Annotated in this window: 15 protein-coding genes, 1 tRNA gene and 1 pseudogene; 9 read left to right on the top strand and 8 right to left on the bottom strand. The window is 58.1% G+C overall.

Translation table 11 applies throughout. From position 1 onward, the window contains the following. Positions 1 to 48: 48 nt before the first annotated feature. Positions 49 to 960 carry a LysR family transcriptional regulator gene (locus AC3Z8Y_RS18550; RefSeq protein WP_490087057.1) on the bottom strand — a complete coding sequence of 304 codons (912 nt, stop codon included), beginning with the start codon at positions 958 to 960 and terminating at the stop codon, positions 49 to 51. Positions 961 to 1057: 97 nt separating this feature from the next. On the opposite strand from AC3Z8Y_RS18550, the gene AC3Z8Y_RS18545 reads away from it, so the two are divergent. Further along, positions 1058 to 2260, top strand: coding sequence for an aspartate aminotransferase family protein (locus tag AC3Z8Y_RS18545; protein ID WP_490087056.1), 1203 nt, complete (start codon positions 1058 to 1060; stop codon positions 2258 to 2260). Here the strand turns inward: AC3Z8Y_RS18545 and AC3Z8Y_RS18540 are convergent. Then, complete coding sequence (locus AC3Z8Y_RS18540) at positions 2257 to 2781, bottom strand: DUF4174 domain-containing protein (RefSeq protein WP_490087055.1); 525 nt, start codon at positions 2779 to 2781, stop codon at positions 2257 to 2259. The genes AC3Z8Y_RS18545 and AC3Z8Y_RS18540 overlap by 4 nt on opposite strands. Before the next feature lie 84 nt (positions 2782 to 2865). After that, a complete protein-coding gene (locus AC3Z8Y_RS18535; protein ID WP_490087054.1) occupies positions 2866 to 4299 on the bottom strand; it encodes a M48 family metalloprotease in 1434 nt (477 codons plus the stop codon). Between the two features lie 181 nt (positions 4300 to 4480). Here AC3Z8Y_RS18535 and AC3Z8Y_RS18530 point away from each other — a divergent pair, with 181 nt between their 5' ends. Continuing rightward, positions 4481 to 4720 carry a sulfurtransferase TusA family protein gene (locus tag AC3Z8Y_RS18530; RefSeq protein WP_490087053.1) on the top strand — a complete coding sequence of 80 codons (240 nt, stop codon included), beginning with the start codon at positions 4481 to 4483 and terminating at the stop codon, positions 4718 to 4720. 21 nt (positions 4721 to 4741) lie between these two features. Continuing rightward, on the top strand, positions 4742 to 5812 hold the full coding sequence (locus tag AC3Z8Y_RS18525; protein ID WP_181111459.1) for an AI-2E family transporter: 1071 nt from the start codon (positions 4742 to 4744) through the stop codon (positions 5810 to 5812). 36 nt (positions 5813 to 5848) lie between these two features. Here AC3Z8Y_RS18525 and AC3Z8Y_RS18520 read toward each other — a convergent pair whose 3' ends face one another. Then, complete coding sequence (locus tag AC3Z8Y_RS18520) at positions 5849 to 6313, bottom strand: peroxiredoxin (RefSeq protein WP_490087052.1); 465 nt, start codon at positions 6311 to 6313, stop codon at positions 5849 to 5851. 10 nt (positions 6314 to 6323) lie between these two features. Continuing rightward, complete coding sequence (locus tag AC3Z8Y_RS18515) at positions 6324 to 6884, bottom strand: glycine cleavage system transcriptional repressor (protein ID WP_490087051.1); 561 nt, start codon at positions 6882 to 6884, stop codon at positions 6324 to 6326. 247 nt (positions 6885 to 7131) lie between these two features. Here AC3Z8Y_RS18515 and dapA point away from each other — a divergent pair, with 247 nt between their 5' ends. The 5 genes from dapA (at position 7132) to AC3Z8Y_RS18490 (ending at position 10827) form a co-directional block, all read left to right on the top strand. Continuing rightward, on the top strand, positions 7132 to 8010 hold the full coding sequence (dapA, locus tag AC3Z8Y_RS18510) for a 4-hydroxy-tetrahydrodipicolinate synthase (RefSeq protein WP_490087050.1): 879 nt from the start codon (positions 7132 to 7134) through the stop codon (positions 8008 to 8010). A 17-nt stretch (positions 8011 to 8027) separates the two neighbouring features. Then, positions 8028 to 9143: an NlpB/DapX family lipoprotein gene (gene bamC, locus AC3Z8Y_RS18505; RefSeq protein WP_490087049.1), complete on the top strand. Its 1116-nt coding sequence runs from the start codon at positions 8028 to 8030 to the stop codon at positions 9141 to 9143. 1 nt (position 9144) lies between these two features. After that, positions 9145 to 9903 carry an MBL fold metallo-hydrolase gene (locus AC3Z8Y_RS18500; RefSeq protein WP_490087048.1) on the top strand — a complete coding sequence of 253 codons (759 nt, stop codon included), beginning with the start codon at positions 9145 to 9147 and terminating at the stop codon, positions 9901 to 9903. Between the two features lie 30 nt (positions 9904 to 9933). Then, complete coding sequence (gene purC, locus AC3Z8Y_RS18495; protein WP_181111464.1) at positions 9934 to 10644, top strand: phosphoribosylaminoimidazolesuccinocarboxamide synthase; 711 nt, start codon at positions 9934 to 9936, stop codon at positions 10642 to 10644. 93 nt (positions 10645 to 10737) lie between these two features. After that, positions 10738 to 10827: transfer RNA gene (locus AC3Z8Y_RS18490), tRNA-Ser, on the top strand. Between the two features lie 869 nt (positions 10828 to 11696). On the opposite strand, the gene AC3Z8Y_RS18485 is transcribed toward AC3Z8Y_RS18490, so the two are convergent. The 3 genes and pseudogenes from AC3Z8Y_RS18485 to AC3Z8Y_RS18475 form a co-directional block, all read right to left on the bottom strand. Then, the gene (locus AC3Z8Y_RS18485; protein ID WP_490090038.1) at positions 11697 to 12551 is read right to left on the bottom strand and encodes a type IIL restriction-modification enzyme MmeI; all 855 of its coding nucleotides are present in this window, start codon (positions 12549 to 12551) and stop codon (positions 11697 to 11699) included. Positions 12552 to 12728: 177 nt separating this feature from the next. Next, positions 12729 to 13480 (bottom strand): annotated as a pseudogene (locus AC3Z8Y_RS18480) (DNA methyltransferase); the annotation flags it as partial. Further along, positions 13473 to 14402 carry a type IIL restriction-modification enzyme MmeI gene (locus AC3Z8Y_RS18475; RefSeq protein WP_490087047.1) on the bottom strand — a complete coding sequence of 310 codons (930 nt, stop codon included), beginning with the start codon at positions 14400 to 14402 and terminating at the stop codon, positions 13473 to 13475. The gene AC3Z8Y_RS18475 and the pseudogene AC3Z8Y_RS18480, both read right to left, overlap by 8 nt. 3105 nt (positions 14403 to 17507) lie before the next feature. Between AC3Z8Y_RS18475 and AC3Z8Y_RS18470 the strand changes: the two genes are divergently transcribed. Further along, a complete protein-coding gene (locus tag AC3Z8Y_RS18470; protein WP_490090037.1) occupies positions 17508 to 17747 on the top strand; it encodes an AbrB/MazE/SpoVT family DNA-binding domain-containing protein in 240 nt (79 codons plus the stop codon). The last annotated feature ends 142 nt before the right edge of the window (positions 17748 to 17889 follow it).

The raw sequence follows: 17889 nt of genomic DNA, 5'->3' as shown, positions 1-17889 counted from the left end.
AGGAGCTTACGGCGTTTGCGGCTGGCACGGCTACAGGCTTTGTGCGCTTTAATACGGCCGTGCCCAGCGGGCGAGAGAAAACTCCACGAAGCTGCGGATTTTCGGTAGCCGATACCGGTCGCTGGCGTACATCAGGTTCATTGGCCGGGAGGGCAGGCGCCACTCCTGCAGCAAGGCCACCAGCCGCCCTTCGGCCAGGTCCTCGGCCACCAGGGCATCAGGCATCATCACAATGCCCATGCCGGCCAGCGCCGCCTGGTGCATCGCCGATGAACTGTTCATGGTCAGCGGCCCACTGACCGGCACCACCATTTCCCCCTCCGGCCCCTCAAGCCGCCATTCCTTTTCCACAGAGCGCCAGTCGTCCCCTGCGGGGTAGGCGAACGCGAGGCACTCGTGGCGTTGCAGGTCCAGCGGCTGCAGGGGCACGCCGTGGGCATCCAGGTAGCCCGGCGCTGCGCACATGGTGAGGGTGTAATCCTCCAACGGCCGGGCAATCACGCCATTGGCCGGGTCTGGGTTGCCAAGGCGGAACGCCAGGTCAAAGCCATTCTCCAGCAGGTCCAGGCGCTGATTGCTGAGTACCACGTCCAGCCGCACCTTGGGGTAGCGGCGGTGGTATTCGGCCAATGCGGGGGAAAGCCGCTCTACGCCGAAGGTCAGCGGGGCGGTAATCCGCAGCCGGCCGGCGGGCTCGGCCTGGGCTTGCTCGGCCAGGCGCTCGGCGGCATCCACCAGGCCCAGCACCTCCACGCAACGCTGGTAGTACTGGGTACCAAATTCAGTGAGCCGCTGTCGCCGTGTGGTGCGCTGTAACAGGCTCACCCCAAGCCGCTGCTCAAGGGCGCGGAGGTGGTTGCCCACCATCGTGGTTGACAAGCCGCAGGCCTGGGCGGCGGCGGTCATGCTGCCGTCCTCCACTACCCGCACATACACCGCCATGGCCTGCAGTACGTCCATTATCAATCCCAGCTTTTTAATGATTGAAGCGTGCTGCAGTTTATCCAGTTGAGGTGGCTAACGATACTGGTGTTCTTCACGGAAAGGAGCCCGAACCATGACCGCCACAGCCCTGATGAACACCTATAAACCTCTGCCGCTGAGCTTTGTGCGTGGCGAGGGCAGTACGCTCTGGGATGCTTCCGGCAACCGATACCTCGATGCAATGGGCGGCGTGGCGGTCACCAGCGTAGGCCACTGCCACCCCAGGGTGGTGGCGGCGATACGCGACCAGGCCGGCCTGCTGCTCCATACCTCCAACCACTACGCCATCGACTGGCAGCATCGATTGGCTGCGAAACTCACCATGTTGAGCGGGCTGGATGCGGCGTTCTTCAACAACTCTGGCGCTGAAGCCAACGAAACCGCGCTCAAGCTTGCCCGGCTGGCAGGCTGGTACAAAGGCGTGCAGCGGCCGCTTATCGTGGTCATGGAAGGGGCATTCCACGGCCGCACCCTGGCCACGCTGGCCGCCAGTGATGGGGCTGGCGTACGGCTGGGTTTCGGTGCTTATGACGAGGATTTCCTGCGGGTGCCGTTCGGCGACGTACCCGCGTTGGAGGCCATCGCTCGTCAGCACGGGGCCGACGTGGTTGCAGTGTTACTTGAACCGGTGCAAGGGGAGGGCGGCGTGCGGCCAGCACCGGCAAGCTACCTGCGGGCGGTGCGGGCGCTATGCGATCGCCAGGGGTGGCTGATGATGCTCGACGAGGTGCAAACCGGCGTGGGCCGCACGGGGCACTGGTTCGCCTATGCCGAGGAGGGCGTGCTGCCGGATGTGGTCACCCTGGCCAAAGGGCTGGCCAACGGCATCCCCATCGGCGCCTGCCTGGCCCGCGCGCGGACGGCACGTTTGCTCACCCCGGGCAGCCATGGCAGTACCTTTGGCGGCAACCCGCTGGCGTGCCGGGTGGCTTGCGAGGTGCTGGACATTATTGAAGAGCAGCAGTTGCTGGCTAATGCCCAGCGGCAGGGTGCATGGCTGCTAAAAGCGTTGACGGATCGGCTTGCCGGGCATCCTGGTGTGCGTGAGGTGCGCGGCAAGGGCTTGATGATCGGTATCGAGCTGACCGAGGCCACTGGCAAACTGGCCAGCCAGGCGGCTGAAGGCGGGCTGCTGCTGAATGTAACGCGGGGCAATGTTGTGCGCCTGTTGCCGGCGCTTACACTGAAGGACAACGAGGCACGCCAGATTGTCGAGCACCTGGTAGCGCTGCTCAGCCCAGCCAGCCTGCCGGCAATGGTAGCGCAGGCGGTTTAATCTTCGAGGTCGGCGGCGGGCTTGGCGGCGGTTGCCTTGCCAGGCTTGCCCTTGGCTTTACCGGCATCCGGGGCAGGTTCGGCGGGCGCCGCCGCGGCGGCGGCTTCCTTCTCGGCCATCGGCATCTGGTCGATGGTGGAGAAAATCTTGTCCAGCGGGAGCGGGTCGGTACTCTCCAGTTTTTTCTCGCCGTCCTTGCCCACCAGTACCACTTTGGCCTTGGTGCCCGCGCCCAGGTTCAGCTCACGGATCAACGCCATGGTGGCCTGGGTTTCCAGCGGCTTGCCGTTTCGCTCGCCGGCCAGCCCAACTACCTTGTACACCACCACGTCGCGCTGTTTCAGGCCGGGGTCTTGTACGGCGGTGCTTTCATTGACCAGCGCCTGATCACTTCCGCTTTTGGAATAAATGAGCAAGGGCCTGGCTTTGCCGCGGTCCTGGGCCAGCGGCGAGTCGCCGTCGGCCGCGTATAGCGGGCTGGCGGCGAACAGGGCGGTGAGCGCGAGGGTGCGGATGAGCATGCGGGTCTCCTTCGTCAGTATCCCTTAAGCATCGCTCAAGCTGGCGAAACGGCCAGCCGGGCGACCAAATTATGCTGGCGCGGCCTAACGCATCATTTCTTTCACCGCGCGCTCCTGCTCCATCATTTCCTTCTGCCGGGCGTCGATGCGCGACGCCAGCGGGAAGTTGTCGCCAGCCCTGCGCTTGGCGAAGTCCAGCTGCTGGATAGCCTGCTGGAAGTCGCCGATCAGCGCGAAGTACTCGGCGCGTGCCTGATGCAGGCCAATGATGTTGCCGTTCTGGCCGCGGGTTTCCGCGACCATGTACCACACGTCCGGGTCTTCCGGCCGTGCCTTGAGCAGTGCATCCAGACCCTTTTCAGCGTCTGCGGTTCGGCCTTGCTTGAGCAGCAGGTCGATGCGTGCCTGGTTGAGGGGGTAACTGGCCGGGAACAGGGTGAGCATCCGATCCACCCGTTGCTGGGCATCGGGCAAGCGGTTGTTGGTGATATCCAGGTCGATTTCGGCCAGGTTGTAGGTGAGGTCGTTAGGCGCGCTGGTGAGCAGCGGCTTGAGGTTTTCCCGGGCCTCGTTGAGCTGGCCGGCCTTCACCTGGGCAATGGCCAGGCCGTAGCGGGCCACGTCGTTCTTGGGGTTTTCATCCAGCTGGGCACGGAATCGCTTGGCGGCAAGGCCTGGAGTTTCCTCGTACATCAGTTGCACCCGCGCGCGCATCAATTGGTACAGCTGGCTGTCTTCCTTGCCGCCCTTGGGCGCCTGCTCGGCGCGGTTGCGGGTGTCGGCGATACGGGATTCGGTCACCGGGTGGGTCAGCAGGAATTCCGGCGGCTTGCCGTCAAACTGGTACTGCCGCGCCAGGCGCTCGAACATGTTGGGCATGTTTCGCGGGTCGTAGCCGGCTTTTTGCAGGTTGAGAATACCGATACGGTCGGCTTCTGCCTCGTTTTGCCGCGAGAAGCCACGCTGGCTCTGGATCGCCGCCGCCTGGCTGCCGAATATCGTCGCCATGCCCGCATCGCCGGCCCCCGCCGCCGCCATCACCACGCCTGCCAGCAACGCCGCCATCATCGGCAGCTGTATCCGCTGTTGTTCTTCCAGCCCGCGCGCAAAGTGCCGCTGAGACAAGTGAGCGAGTTCGTGGGCCAGCACCCCGGCATATTCGCCTTCGGTTTCGGCGCCCAGGAACAACCCGCCGTTCACCCCAACGATGCCGCCCGGCGCGGCGAAGGCGTTGAGTTCCTTGCTGTCGATGATGATGAATTCCAGCCGCCGGTCCTGCACCTGGCTGGTTTCGGCCAAGCGGTAAACGCTGGTTTCAACGAAGTCCTTGAGCTGAGCATCCGGGAGTTGCTTTACCTGCGAGCGCAGCATGCTCAGCCAGGCGCGGCCAAGGTCGTGCTCCTGTTCAGGAGACACGATCGCCGAGCTGGCGTCGCCGAGGGAAGGAAGGTCGTCACCCAGGGCGGGAACGGCGAGAAGGCAGGCCAGGGCCAACAGCGTAGGGCGCAGAAGGGTCATGCACGAAACTCTGGGCGGCAAAAGGGTACTGTATCCATGGCAAGGGGTGAGCGACAAGGGCGCGAGGCCAGGCAAACGGCTTAAACCGTGGCATGAAACCCTCCAGGCAGTTCCTGTACCCTTCCCCTGCGGCACTTTGGCTGAATGAACACTGCACTACACCGATTTTGTGAGGGTTTCGATGGTTGATGAAATAAAGTGTGACGCCGAGGTAGACGCCAGCGGTCTGAATTGTCCGCTTCCCTTGCTCAAGGCCAAGTTGGCCCTCAATGGTTTGCCGGCGGGCGGGGTGCTCAAGGTGGTGGCCACCGATGCCGGCTCGCAGCGGGATTTCCGTACCTTCGCGAAGCTGTCCGGCAACGCCCTGTTGAGTGAATCGGCACAGGCGGGGACCTACACTTACTGGCTACAGAAGATCTGACCTTCGGCCCAAGGATTCTGCATGTACAAGCTGTTCAGGGACTGGACCCAGCGCTACTTTTCGGATGAAGAAGCGGTTGTACTGGTATTGCTGCTGGTGCTCGCGTTCACCGTGGTGCTCACGGTGGGCGGCATGCTCGCGCCCGTGCTGGCGGCGATGGTGCTGTCGTTCCTGATGCATGGCCTGGTTGCGCAGTTGGAACGCTGGCGCATGCCACCGGCCATGGCGGTGGGGCTGGTGTTCACCCTGTTCATGGGGCTGTTGGCGGTGATCGTGCTGGTGCTGGTGCCGTTGCTCTGGCATCAGATCATCACCCTGTTCAACGAGCTGCCCGGCATGCTCGGCAAGTGGCAATCGCTGCTGTTGCTGCTGCCCGAGCGCTACCCGCAGGTGGTTACCGATGAACAAGTACTGGCGGCCATCGAAGCTGCCCGCGGCCAGATCGGCAAGTTCGGCCAGTGGGCGCTTACCTTGTCGCTGTCCAGCGTGCCGTTCCTGGTCAACCTGATGATCTACTGCGTGCTGGTGCCGATCCTGGTGTTCTTCTTTCTCAAGGACCGTGAGCTGATCGGCCGCTGGATCAACGGCTACCTGCCCCGAGAGCGCGCATTGCTCACCCGCGTGACCCAGGAAATGAACCGGCAGATCGCCAATTACATTCGCGGCAAGGTCATCGAGATCGTGATCTGTGGCGTGGCGACCTACATCGGTTTCGTCGCCCTGGGCCTCAATTACGCCGCGCTGCTGGCGCTATTGGTGGGTATTTCCGTGGTGGTGCCGTACGTGGGTGCGGTGGTGGTAACCGTCCCGGTGGCGATGATCGCGCTGTTCCAGTGGGGCTGGGGCGACCAGTTCATCTACCTGATGGTGGTGTACGGCATTATCCAGGCCCTGGACGGCAACGTACTGGTGCCATTGCTGTTCGCCGAAGCGGTGAACCTGCACCCCGTGGCGATCATTTGCGCGGTGCTGCTGTTTGGCGGGCTGTGGGGCTTCTGGGGGATCTTCTTCGCCATACCCCTGGCCACCTTGGTGAAAGCCGTGCTCGAGGCGTGGCCGCGCAACCAGGGCGGCGTGGCGCCGTTGTTGTAGCGTAGCCCTGGAATGTTCGCCGGCTCACGCCGGCTCCTACACGTTCTTGGCGGCCTCGAGTACTTCGGCCACATGACCGGGCACTTTCACCCCACGCCATTCGCGGCGCAGCACGCCCTGCTCATCGATCAGGAAGGTGCTGCGGTCTACGCCCAGGTATTCCTTTCCGTACAGCTTTTTCAGCTTGATCACATCGAACAGCTGGCACAGGGTTTCGTCCTTGTCGCTGATCAGCTCGAAGGTAAAGCCCTGCTTGGCCTTGAAGTTCTCGTGGGATTTCAGCCCATCGCGGGAGATGCCGAACACCGTGGTGCCCGCGGCTTCGAACTGCTCGTGCAGGTCGCGGAAACCCTGGCCTTGGGTGGTGCAGCCGGGGGTACTGTCCTTGGGGTAGAAGTACAGCACCACCTTGCGCCCATGCAGCTCGGACAGGGAAACGGTATGACCGGAAGTGGCCTGTGCGCTGAAATCCGGCACCGGCTGGTCGAGGGCTACGGCCATGAAACGTTCCTTACGCAGGGTTCTGAGGGCGCCACGGTTCGATGAGCGCGTCCAGGTTCAAGGCATCGGCGAAGTCCAGGAACTGATCGCGCAGCCAGCTGATCTGTACGCCGGCGGGGAGGGTAACCGTGAACGTGGCGTTGAGCATCATGCCGCCGGTTTGCGGCGCCTGGTACGTGTCGCAGGTGAGGTTTTCCAGCTCCACGTTGTTATCGATGAAGAACTGACACAGCTCGTTGATGATGTCAGAACGGTACACCGAGCTCACGTACGCCACATAGGGCAGCGCCTGCGGGCGGCTTTCGAGCGTGGAACTGCGCACAACATCCACGTGCAGGTCGTGGCGCTTGGCCAGGCCGGGCAGCAGGCCTTCGAAACGGGCCAGTGCATCCCAGTTGCCAGCCACCTGCAATACCAGCGCGCTGTACTCGCCGTGGCGGGTGAGGCGGGAAGTCACCACCGAGCAGCGGCTGTCGTGGCTGGCACGGCAAAGCACATTGGTCAGCTCCATGGGATTGCGGCCCATGGCGCTGAGGACGAGAAATTGTTCGCGAACGGGTGGGGTGGACATGCAGCCTTCCTAAAGCGATGAGCGGTCGAGACAGGCGGGGAGCCGCACGCAAGGCCGGCGCCGCAGACGAGCCGGCAATGGCCGCCCGGCGGGGCGATCATGGCAAGGGCGCCCGCCCATGTCGATCAAAGGGTCAAGGGTAGCGAAAAGCGCCGCCCGTGGGAATGCTCGAAACCGAGCCGTCGCTTGTGCAAGGTCGGTGGCGCCAGTACCATTACCGCTCTCTTTTTCCGGCAGGAGCGGTTGCATGTACGCGGGCAGCATGGTGGCGTTGGTCACCCCGATGGATGCCAAGGGCGATCTCGACTGGGACGCTCTCAGCAAGCTGGTGGATTTCCACCTCGAAAACGGCACCGATGCCATCGTCGCCGTCGGCACCACCGGTGAATCGGCCACCCTCGACGTACAAGAGCACATCGAGGTTATCCGCCGGGTCGTGGACCAGGTCAACAAGCGCATCCCGGTTATCGCCGGCACGGGCGCCAACTCCACTCGCGAAGCGGTAGAGCTGACCACCAACGCCAAGAATGCCGGGGCCGACGCCTGCCTGCTGGTCACGCCGTACTACAACAAGCCAACCCAGGAAGGCTTGTTCCAGCACTTCAGCCATATCGCCAAGGCCGTGGCCATCCCGCAAATCCTTTACAACGTGCCAGGCCGCACCGCGTGCGACATGCAGGCCGATACGGTGGCGCGGCTGTCGAAGGTGCCGAACATCATCGGCATCAAGGAAGCCACTGGCGACCTGCAACGCGCCAAGGACATCCTCGACCGCATGAGCCAGGATTTCATCCTGCTGTCCGGTGACGATCCCACCGCCGTGGAGCTCATCCTGCTGGGCGGCAAGGGCAATATTTCGGTAACCGCCAACGTGGCGCCGCGCCAGATGGCCGACCTCTGCGCCGCCGCCCTCAAGGGTGACGCCGCCACGGCCCGCGCGCTGAACGAACAACTGATGCCGCTGCACAAGAATCTCTTCCTCGAGGCCAACCCGATCCCGGTGAAGTTCGCGCTACATGAAATGGGCCTGATGGCCGAAGGCATCCGCCTGCCGCTCACCTGGTTGAGTGAACCCTGTCACGAGCCGCTGCGGCAGGCCCTGCGCCAGTCCGGCGTTCTGGTTTGAGTGAGGAAGTACAACGCATGAAGCGCTTGGCTGGTCTTTCCGCCCTTGCTGTCATTATTTCGAGTACCAGTGGCTGTGGTTGGCTCTGGGGTGAACACGGTTATTTCCGCGACCGTGGCAACGACTACCTCGAAGCCCGTCGCACCGCACCGATGAACCTGCCGGAAGGCGTGGCCACCAGCAAGCGGCTCGATCCCCTGTTGCCCATTCCACGTAACGTGGCGGACGACACCGCGCTCAACGATTACGACGTGCCGCGCCCGCAGCCGCTGTCCGTGGTCGCCGAAAGCGGGGACTTCACCCTGCAGAAAAGCGCCGCCAGCCGCTGGATCCTGGCGCAGCGCCCACCGGCCGAGGCCTGGCCAGTGGCCCGGCAGTTCTTCGAGGACAACGGCTTCCGTATCGACCAGGAAAGCGTACAAACCGGCGAGTTCACCACGGCGTGGCAGCCGTTCGACAGCCTGAGCAGCGACCTGGGCCAACGCCTGCGTGGCGGCTCGGACGTAAACGGCGACATCCGCCTGCAAGTGCGTGTCGAGCCCGGCGTGCAGCGCAATACCAGTGAAATCTACGTGGTAAGCGCCCAACGCCCTGCCGGCAGCACCGAAGACGTCGCTTTCCCTGCGCGCACCACCAGCGGCGTGGATGCCACCCTGGTTGACGAAATGCTCTCCAGCCTCACCCGCGGCGCCGAGAAGGGCGGTTCGGTGTCCTTGCTGGCCGCTCGCGACTTCGACGCCCCAAGCCAGGTCGCCATGACCGAAGACGGCAGCGGCAACCCGGTGCTCACCGTGGGCGCCGACCTGGACCGCGCCTGGTCGAGCGTTGGCCGTGCGTTGGAGCAGGGCGGGCAATGGCGCGTCGAGGACATCAACCGCAGCCTTGGTCTGTACTACATCAACCTGGCCGAGAAGGGTGGCCGCGCCGACGACAACAAGCCTGGCTTCTTCGGCCGGCTGTTCGGTCACGAGCCCACCAAGGAAGAACTCGAAGCCCGCGCCGATCGCTATCAGATCCGCCTGAGCAAGGTAGGCGAGGCTGTGCAAGTCACCGTCGAGAAGAACATCAACACCGTGGCCCCGGCTGATGTAGCCCGCCGCGTGTTGAGTGTGATTCAGGACAACCTGGGCTAACGTGCGCTTCGCCGTTCTCGGAAGCGGAAGCCAAGGGAATGGCACGCTCGTCTCCAGTGGCAAGACGCTGGTGCTGGTCGACTGTGGCTTTTCGCTGCGTGAAACCGAGCGGCGCATGGCGTTGCTCGGCGTACACCCCGCTCAGCTGAAGGCAGTATTGGTCACCCACGAACATGCCGACCACGTGCACGGGGTAGAGCTGCTGTCGCGGCGCTACAATGTGCCGGTGTACCTCAGCGAAGGCACCCGCAGCGGGCTGCGCAAGCCGGTTGTTTCGGCCCGCGCCGTGCATTGTGGCGATGCGTTCGATATCGGCGACCTGCATGTGCGTGTTGTCGGCGTGGCCCACGATGCTCGCGAGCCCACGCAGTACGTGTTCAGCGACGGCAAGCGGCGCTTCGGCCTGCTCACCGACCTGGGCTCGTGGTGCCCGAAGGTGATGAACCACTACAGCGGCCTCGATGCGTTGATGATCGAGTCCAACCACTGCCGCGACCTGCTTGCAGGCGGGCCTTATCCCTACTACCTGAAACAGCGGGTGGGTGGGGACCGTGGACATTTGAACAACCACCAGGCCGCGAACCTGGTGGCGGAACTGGGATGGCAAGGCTTGCAGCACCTCGTGCTCGCCCACCTCAGCCAGAAGAACAACCTGCCGGAACGCGCCAGGCAATGCTTCGTCGACACGTTGGGGTGCGACTCGGCCTGGCTGCAGCTGGCGGATCAGGCATCAGGGCTGGACTGGCGCGCCATAGCCTAGCCAGCCCACTTACAGTTAGCGGAGCCCCTCATGGAAAAGCGCGAAGAACTCTACCGCGGCAAGGCCAAATCGGTTTACAAGACCGACGACGCCGACCGCCTGATCCTCCTGTTCCGCAACGACACGTCGGCGTTCGACGGCAAGCGCATCGAACAGCTGGACCGCAAGGGCATGGTGAACAACAAGTTCAACGCCTTCATCATGCAAAAGCTGGAAGAAGCCGGTGTACCCACCCAGTTCGACCGCTTGCTGGGCGACAACGAATGCCTGGTGAAAAAGCTCGACATGATCCCGGTGGAATGTGTAGTGCGTAACTACGCCGCCGGCAGCCTGGTCAAGCGCCTGGGCGTGGAGGAGGGCAAGCAGCTGGTGCCGTCTACCTTCGAACTGTTCCTGAAGAACGACGCCATGGGCGACCCGTTCATCAACGAATCCCACGTGGTCGCGTTCGGCTGGGGCACCGCCGAGCAACTGGCAACCATGAAGCAGCTGTCGCTCAAGGTGAACGAAGTGCTGAACAAGCTCTTCGACGACGCCGGCCTGCTGCTGGTGGACTTCAAGCTGGAATTCGGCGTGTTCCACGGCCAGATCGTGCTGGGCGACGAGTTCAGCCCCGACGGCTGCCGCCTGTGGGACAAGGAAACCCGCAAGAAGATGGACAAGGACCGCTTCCGCCAGGGCCTCGGTGACGTGATCGAAGCCTATGAAGAAGTCGCCAAACGCCTGGGTGTGCCGCTGTAAGCGCAGCGCTCACGCAAGCGCCTGATAGCACGCGGTTTTTTTTACACAAGGGGCTTCGCCTCAAGCGAAACTGCTGCTATCATGCGCGCCACTGGAGAGATGCCGGAGTGGTCGAACGGGACGGATTCGAAATCCGTTGTACTGGCAACAGTACCTAGGGTTCAAATCCCTATCTCTCCGCCATATAAATCAAGGGTTTATAGGTTATAAGCCCTTAGGTGTCAAAGAGCGGGATCAGCTCTGATCCCTCACTGATCCCTCAAAAAACGCCCAGCTTTCGAGCTGGGCGTTTTTATTTCAGTGATTTTGACGATTTTGAAATGCTCGGTTACGGCTGTCACGCCCTGCTTGAGGGATTGCTCTGCATCGATGCCGGCATATAAGTACCGCGGAGGTCCCAACTTCCTGTCGCCCTTGGCAGCATGCATGCCCGCCGGTCGCTCTAGGCCGCGTGGTCCTGTATGTAACTGCTTCCCGCCTCGGATCGCCGCGGCACCCACAAAAGATTTCCCTGTACGGCATGTAAACTTCGCTAGCGCGGTTTAGCCGCTTACCTGGCTCCGATGGCATCGCCACGTCCCGCAGCCCGCGAGGACTTACGGGGCTCCCTTCAGCCTACCTTCAAGCTTTGCGTCTGTGAACAGAAGCTCTAACAGCGTGGCAAGCCGAGTTAGGTTTGAGTCTGTACACATCCTTTTACGGGCCGGTGCAAAATGATCGGTCGAATTTCCAAAGTGAGGATCGCACGCCGTGCGGTTTGGGCACATTTTTAGGAGCTGGCTCAGGAAGAGCTGGAACCGGTTTGGGTCGCTGCCCATCGCGTTATAGGCCTCCTTCCATCCTTGACACGCCCTTAAAGCAGAGGCGATCGCCACAATGCTTGGGATTTTGGAATGTTGACCCAGAGCGCTTATAATATTTGGACAGGTAGAGCCTTGTAATCTGCTCCTTTAAAAAGTGTTTACCTTATTAGAACGGATTGGTATGTCGATCGACGTCCCCTTCACCTTCAAGCAGAATCGGGAAATGAGGAAGTCGATCTTTTTGACTGGTTAGGTGCGGTTTTTTTTCTGTGGTTCTAGTGGTAGCTGACTAGTAAACCTTTGATACAGACTGAAAAGGAATGCTACACGCTCTGCGTCAGACGCCCAACTTTTCTTGCCGCCGCTAGATACATATGCTGCATCTACTGCTCGATCAAGAACCTGATGTGCCTTAATTAGAACTTCCGGCATTGTCATTGGGTCATAAAGGGCGGCGGGTGCAGCCTCTGGAAATTCTGCTCGTGCATCTAATACTGCTTGAGTGGCTACAGAAATCGCCTCCAACTGCTTGGGGGTAGCATCCATCGGCCAAGGAAAATTGTTATAAACAATATCCTTAGAATACCGATAGTCGCTTTTGATACGACCACATACTGTTCGCACCCACGCCATATGCATGGTCGATTGAATGATGCCGAAGTGATGGGGCTGATCGGTTGGCAGGGCAAAGCAGCTGTTATTTAGGATGTGATCCTCTTCAAAAAATCCAAAGGGGATAAAGGCGCGGTTCTCAGACGAGTGGCCCGGGATCAAGATGTATCGAGATTTCGGTTGAGTAATTTGCCGGAAAAGCGAAGGGTAAGGGTACGCTCGGGTCGTCGCAGCCTTGCTTGCCTTGCGAAAGCGGTCAACAGCCGCAATTCTAGATTTGACTTCGGTTAGCTTCTTCAGCTCAGAAGGGTCTGCATTTACCAGCCAAAGCACCCAACGCTTTTTGTTGTATAAATACTCATGGCAGCACATGAGCGGTTTTACATACTTCTCAGCACCAGGCTCTAGCTTCAAGAATTCAATCTTTTCCTCATCACTGAACAGGAGATGCCCATTGTCGGTGGGCTTTGATCCATACTTCATCTCTGGCATACCAAAGAGATTCCGGCTTTTGTTTTCTAGCAGAATCCAAGGTGCGTCGACAAGATAAGCGTTGATTTGGCTTACCTCTTTATGAGCCGGCTCGGAATCAGGTCGCTCGTAATCGTAAAGGTGGCAACGTGGAGGCTTGTACGCAGCAAACCCGATGATGACGCAATATACGGCTGCTATCCCTCCGGCCTCATTACGCCATTTGAACGTACGGTGAGCAAAATGAATCGAGGGGCTTTGGCGAGAAGGCTGCGCCACATAATGCCGACTTGCTCGCCCTGAGTGATGGAGTTAGTCGAGACGAAGGCTACCTTCACGCGTGAGTCGCGGATGTAATCCGCAGCCTTGCAATACCATGCAGACACAAAATCCATAACGCCAGCAGACTTTGCCTCTGCACCGTAGCAAGCACGCATCTCGGCTTTTTGCGTTTCTGACTGAAGGTGATGCCCGACGAAAGGGGGATTGCCCACGACGAAATTGCACAAAGAAGCGGGAAGGACACTCTCCCAATCTATGGTAAGTGCATTGCCAAACTTAATGTTTGCTGACTTTACTAATGGTATGCGGACGATCGTATGTCCAAACGTCTTGCCGACCAGGAGGTTCATCTGATGGTCCATTAGCCACAATGCCACACGCGCAATTTGGGCTGGCCATTCTTCGATCTCAATTCCGTGAAATTGATGGACGTCGACCTTGACGTATTGATCAATGGCGTCGAGAGACAGTTGTTGCAGCTCCTTACTGTAGAGGCGCTTTATCACTTCCAGCTCTAGCAATCGCAGCTCGCGATAACTAACGACCAGAAAATTACCGCAACCACAACTGGGGTCTAGAATATTTATAGTCCCAATTCGATCATGAAAAGCCCTTAATTTAGCAGGGTGGGCCTTGATACGCTCAAATTCTGCCCATAACTCATCCATGAACAAAGGGGCCGATCATCTTGAGAATGTTTTTCTCACTGGTGTAGTGCGCGCCAAGATTGCGCCTGACCTTCGCATCCATGATTCCTTGGAATAGGGAACCAAAAATGGCTGGGCTTATCGCACCCCAGTCAAGATCACAGCATTCTAGTAGCGTCTCACGCATAGCCTTGTCAAAGCTCGCCTGTTGTAGCGCCTCCTCGAAAAGTTTGCCATTGACGTAAGGGAACTGCGAAACTTGCTCGTCAAGATTTTTTAAACGCTTTTCAGGCGCAGTGTTTAGTGTCTGGAATAACTGATGTAAACGTGGACCAAGATCCGATCCATCCACTGACGTCCGGGTGCGTATAAAATCTTCAAAGGCACTACGAGGCATAAAAATGCCGGTATCATCCGCAAATAAGCAGAACAGAAGCCTAACTAGATAAACTTCTAACTCGTGCCCTTCATAGCCCACCTTCTTAAGTGCGTCATGAAGATGTGCTAGCCGTTGGGCAGCGGTGACGTTTACAGGGTCCTGCTCTTTGTAAATACGTGTTTCATAACCAGCAATAAATCCAAATAAGGAGAGGTTCTTTGGCAGATCTTCCAGGTTGAATTCAGTCTCTTCGTCAGTGTCGAGATTGCGAATTCTAAAGCGTGCAAAGTCCGATACAATTATGTAACGCGGAAGCTCCTTATCACTGAGCCCTGGGAAATAATCGGTCGCTTGAGAATAAGCGGTATCTAGACTTTTTCCCCGTGATTTATGTTCCGCGACGAGCATTCCCGGCCAGAACAAATCTATAAATCCCGGTTTTCCGCTGGCTTTCATGATATGAGCTTCAAACGAGGCTATTCTTCGCCGACTGATACCGAATACCAAAAAAAAGCATCCCAAAAACTTTTGGCCTCGGCATTTTCTGAAGATTCGCCTTCCCACTCGCGAACAAATGCTACAGCTCTATCCCTGATTTCATTCCACGATAAAGGCATTTCTACTCCATGCTGCACTAGTCACTATTGCAAGTTTTCGCTGGTAAGCCAGCACCAATTAAGAAATCATGTAGATTTTATCACTTCAGCACTGCTTTTTTCGCAGTTATCGTATTCTGCCAGCATTACTGAACGAGTCAAATTTCACGCTAGTTGGCAGAGATCTTCGCCTTTCGATAGAGCCGTAGGCCGCGGTGCGCTTGGCTGTCATCGCTTACACCCCCAGGTGCGCGGTGGGATACGTTACCTGTCGCCTCCCTCCGGCAGCCGCGCTCGATCAGTTTTGCGCACTGCCGGTTGGCCTATTCCTCGCATATGCGCTCCGGATTGCAGGCGTTCCTAAGCGACCGAGGCCTTGTAGGCTCAGGATCAGAGCTTTGGTAAGGCGCGAAGATTTTGACCTTGGCGGCGATCGCTGATAACAGTATCCGGCACTATCGCCCTTAACGGTGGACTTCGGTAGATAGCTTGCCCGAACCTTACTGCGCCAGTTAAGACTGGAGAATAGTATCAAAGACTTTGCAGGTGATGCTTGGGGCCAAGTTAAGGACAAGGTGGTAGATAAGCTGATAGAATCCGCACCAAAGATCTTCGAGGCGGCTGCATCGCTGGTTAAGGGGTTTTTTAAGAAGTGGTTCTGATCTCTACCAAATAGCGGATTTGTCAGTCCTGGTCGATTAAGCTAGCTGCATTTTTCATATTGCGGGATGTTCGGCCAAGCGACAATTTACTATTCTCGAATGCCTGCGGTCCGGCGCCCTGGTGCAATAATGTGCACTGGGGTGCAGAGGCCATGTGAGCAGCTTCGCTGAAAGGTTCCAGTGGGGCTGCGTTATAGTCAGAGGATCCGCATGACAGTATTGGATCTATATCAATATAAAATTATGTATAGATATATGGTCGTTATTGAGTTAGGGCAGCAGTCCGGTGGGTACTACTCCGCCATGATTTTCACATCTCGTTTTTATCCATCTATTCGAGTCGGTGATCAGCTTGCCTGGACACCCGCATACCTCGCATGTCCGTTCGGAAAGTGACTCTGCAAGATCAATGTACGCATCTATGATAGGATCGATTCCGGAATAATACACGCGCAAGCTGCCATACTTTTCTTTCACCTGGGTGACGAAAATCTGCGGGGAGTCTGTCACAGAAGTATGGTTGGCCATTCTCTCGAAAAGGGCGTCGAGTATTATGTACCATCCGTTACCGCATTCAAACCCAAAAAGCGTTGCATTGTGTCCGACGTTAAGAAGGTGTCGGTAGTGATTGCATAGGTCTATCTCAAGTTCTCTGTTCATATGATTATAATATCATGAGTGGTTGTAATGATCTTAGTGATAAATAGATGAATGCCAAATCCAGAATATTTGCTAGCTAATTGTTACGCCGATTCCGACGTCGGAATGGTATGACTAGTCGATTGGTGGAATTTGTGTTGGGAAATGACCTGCATGAGCATCATCTTAAGTTATTAGACGCAGTTTTCGCTACCGGCAATGCTCATTTCCCGAGAGCGAAGGCGGTTCCGTGGTCATACTGAAGTTGGGGCCCTGATCATAAACTTCCCGAGTTGCACGTGATCCTCCTGCTATCTCAGCAGCTGTGGCACCGGCTGCCAACCGGGTTTATTGGGCCTTCGGAACTCCAGCAGCAACCCAGTAGCAACCCAGCTATGCTGAGCCTTACAAGGCTGCGGGAGCCTTATGGAAGTATACTTCGCGGCGAGGGAAGTTGCTGGCCCCATAGTGAATTTATGTTCACAGCCCTCAAAGTAAACAAAGGATTGCTGATCAGCGCAGGACAGTGATCAGATTAAACACTTGGATGCCGACGTGATGGCGATTCAGCCTCTGCAATGTGTAATGTGATTACACATTTGATTTTCCAGGCGCCTGCGGGTCTTCTGTGTCCGTCTAAACACTTGGGATGCCGAGCTGATGGCGGTTCAGCCTGTGCAAGGTGTAATGTGATTACACATTTGGTTTTCCAGGCGCCTGCGGGTCTTCTGTCTGCGCCTAAACACTTGGATGCCGAGCTGAGGGCGGTTCAATTTCTGCAAGGTGTAATGTGATTACACATTTGGTTTTCCAGGCGCCTGCGGGTCTTCTGTCTGCGCCTAAACACTTGGATGCCGAGCTGAGGGCGGTTCAATTTCTGCAAGGTGTAATGTGATTACACATTTGGTTTTCCAGGCGCCTACGGGTCTTCTGTCTGCGCCTAAGCACTTGGATGCCGAGCTGAGGGCGGTTCAGCTTCTGCAAGGTGTAATGTGATTACACATTTGGTTTTCCAGGCGCCTGCTGGTCTTCTGTCTGCGCCTAAGCACTTGGATGCCGAGCTGAGGGCGGTTCAGCTTCTGCAAGGTGTAATGTTATTACACACTCGGTTTTCTAGGCGCCTCCCCGGATTTCTGGCTTCATTTCAATCGATAGCCGCCCGTCGATGAAGCGGCTATTAAGCCGTCTTCTACTGGTCACTTGCGCATAGCGGTTCCTCAGAGGGGAGTCCGCTACGCGGGAGATCCCAGTGATAAGGCCAACCCCGATCCCAGCCATAAGCGCGCCGATTTTCCACCTAAAATACGTGGAAACGACCACCTTATTCGTAGGATTATCGTGCGACATAGAACCTTCCCTTAAGCCTTTTTATGCCCGAGTCTTCTACGGATGCCGGCAATCAGGCGGATTAATGGTCAGCGTAGGCCTGCGCCACGGCATTAAGCGGTTCGAAAACAGATTGCAACGTATCGTGACGCATGGGTAAGACGATGAGGTTTACCTACACGCCTAGCGTCATCGTCGACAGACTTCATACGCCCTTTACCTCCTATGCTGTCCATTCGGACTTACTGTGCTCATGGAAGCGCAGATCGACGCCGATGCCGTGATATTGGCGTTCCTCTGGGGATTACAGGCCCCCAGGCTGTCATACCTTTTCTGTGCTCAGGACACACACGGCTATGCTATTAGAGAGCTTCGACCACGCTGACCTTTGGCGAACGGTTGAGCGGCTACATTACTCGCACGACATGAACAGTAGAGACAGTGAAATGGCTGGAGCAACGACTACAACGGAAGGGCACCTTATGATCCCCGGGCAAATGAGGGTCGCGCTAGGTCTAGGCCCAGGTGATCGAGTTGAGTTTGTCGAAATGGAGAGGGGACAATACGTCATCATCGCCGCAACGCAGTCGGTAAAAGCTCTAAAGGGGATTATTCGAAAGCCGGACGCTCCGGTGAGCATTGAAACCATGAATGCTGCCACCGCGACTGTGAGGGTAGCTCCGTAATGATCAGCCCGAATATAACGCGCTGCGCTGTTTGCTACGGTCACGATTCAGATTTTTCTAGCCCCCCACGGGACCATTATGCCCCGTGGGGCGAAGCGGTGCAGTCAGGAACAGGGGGGCGAGAGCGGGCTAGGAAGGCAAA

This window comes from Pseudomonas sp. 3MAES_34.3B, from assembly GCF_058145875.1.
The sequence above is the reverse complement of the archived record's forward strand: the minus strand, read 5'-3'. Positions and strand labels throughout refer to the sequence as shown.

What these genes read in the sequence shown, in the direction of transcription:
- AC3Z8Y_RS18550 (WP_490087057.1), bottom strand. Translation starts at nt 960, where the DNA reads ATGGACGTACTGCAGGCCATGGCGGTGTATGTGCGGGTAGTGGAGGAC.
- AC3Z8Y_RS18545 (WP_490087056.1), top strand. Translation starts at nt 1,058, where the DNA reads ATGACCGCCACAGCCCTGATGAACACCTATAAACCTCTGCCGCTGAGC.
- AC3Z8Y_RS18540 (WP_490087055.1), bottom strand. Translation starts at nt 2,781, where the DNA reads ATGCTCATCCGCACCCTCGCGCTCACCGCCCTGTTCGCCGCCAGCCCG.
- AC3Z8Y_RS18535 (WP_490087054.1), bottom strand. Translation starts at nt 4,299, where the DNA reads ATGACCCTTCTGCGCCCTACGCTGTTGGCCCTGGCCTGCCTTCTCGCC.
- AC3Z8Y_RS18530 (WP_490087053.1), top strand. Translation starts at nt 4,481, where the DNA reads ATGGTTGATGAAATAAAGTGTGACGCCGAGGTAGACGCCAGCGGTCTG.
- AC3Z8Y_RS18525 (WP_181111459.1), top strand. Translation starts at nt 4,742, where the DNA reads ATGTACAAGCTGTTCAGGGACTGGACCCAGCGCTACTTTTCGGATGAA.
- AC3Z8Y_RS18520 (WP_490087052.1), bottom strand. Translation starts at nt 6,313, where the DNA reads ATGGCCGTAGCCCTCGACCAGCCGGTGCCGGATTTCAGCGCACAGGCC.
- AC3Z8Y_RS18515 (WP_490087051.1), bottom strand. Translation starts at nt 6,884, where the DNA reads ATGTCCACCCCACCCGTTCGCGAACAATTTCTCGTCCTCAGCGCCATG.
- dapA (WP_490087050.1), top strand. Translation starts at nt 7,132, where the DNA reads ATGTACGCGGGCAGCATGGTGGCGTTGGTCACCCCGATGGATGCCAAG.
- bamC (WP_490087049.1), top strand. Translation starts at nt 8,028, where the DNA reads ATGAAGCGCTTGGCTGGTCTTTCCGCCCTTGCTGTCATTATTTCGAGT.
- purC (WP_181111464.1), top strand. Translation starts at nt 9,934, where the DNA reads ATGGAAAAGCGCGAAGAACTCTACCGCGGCAAGGCCAAATCGGTTTAC.
- AC3Z8Y_RS18485 (WP_490090038.1), bottom strand. Translation starts at nt 12,551, where the DNA reads ATGCCAGAGATGAAGTATGGATCAAAGCCCACCGACAATGGGCATCTC.
- AC3Z8Y_RS18470 (WP_490090037.1), top strand. Translation starts at nt 17,508, where the DNA reads ATGGCTGGAGCAACGACTACAACGGAAGGGCACCTTATGATCCCCGGG.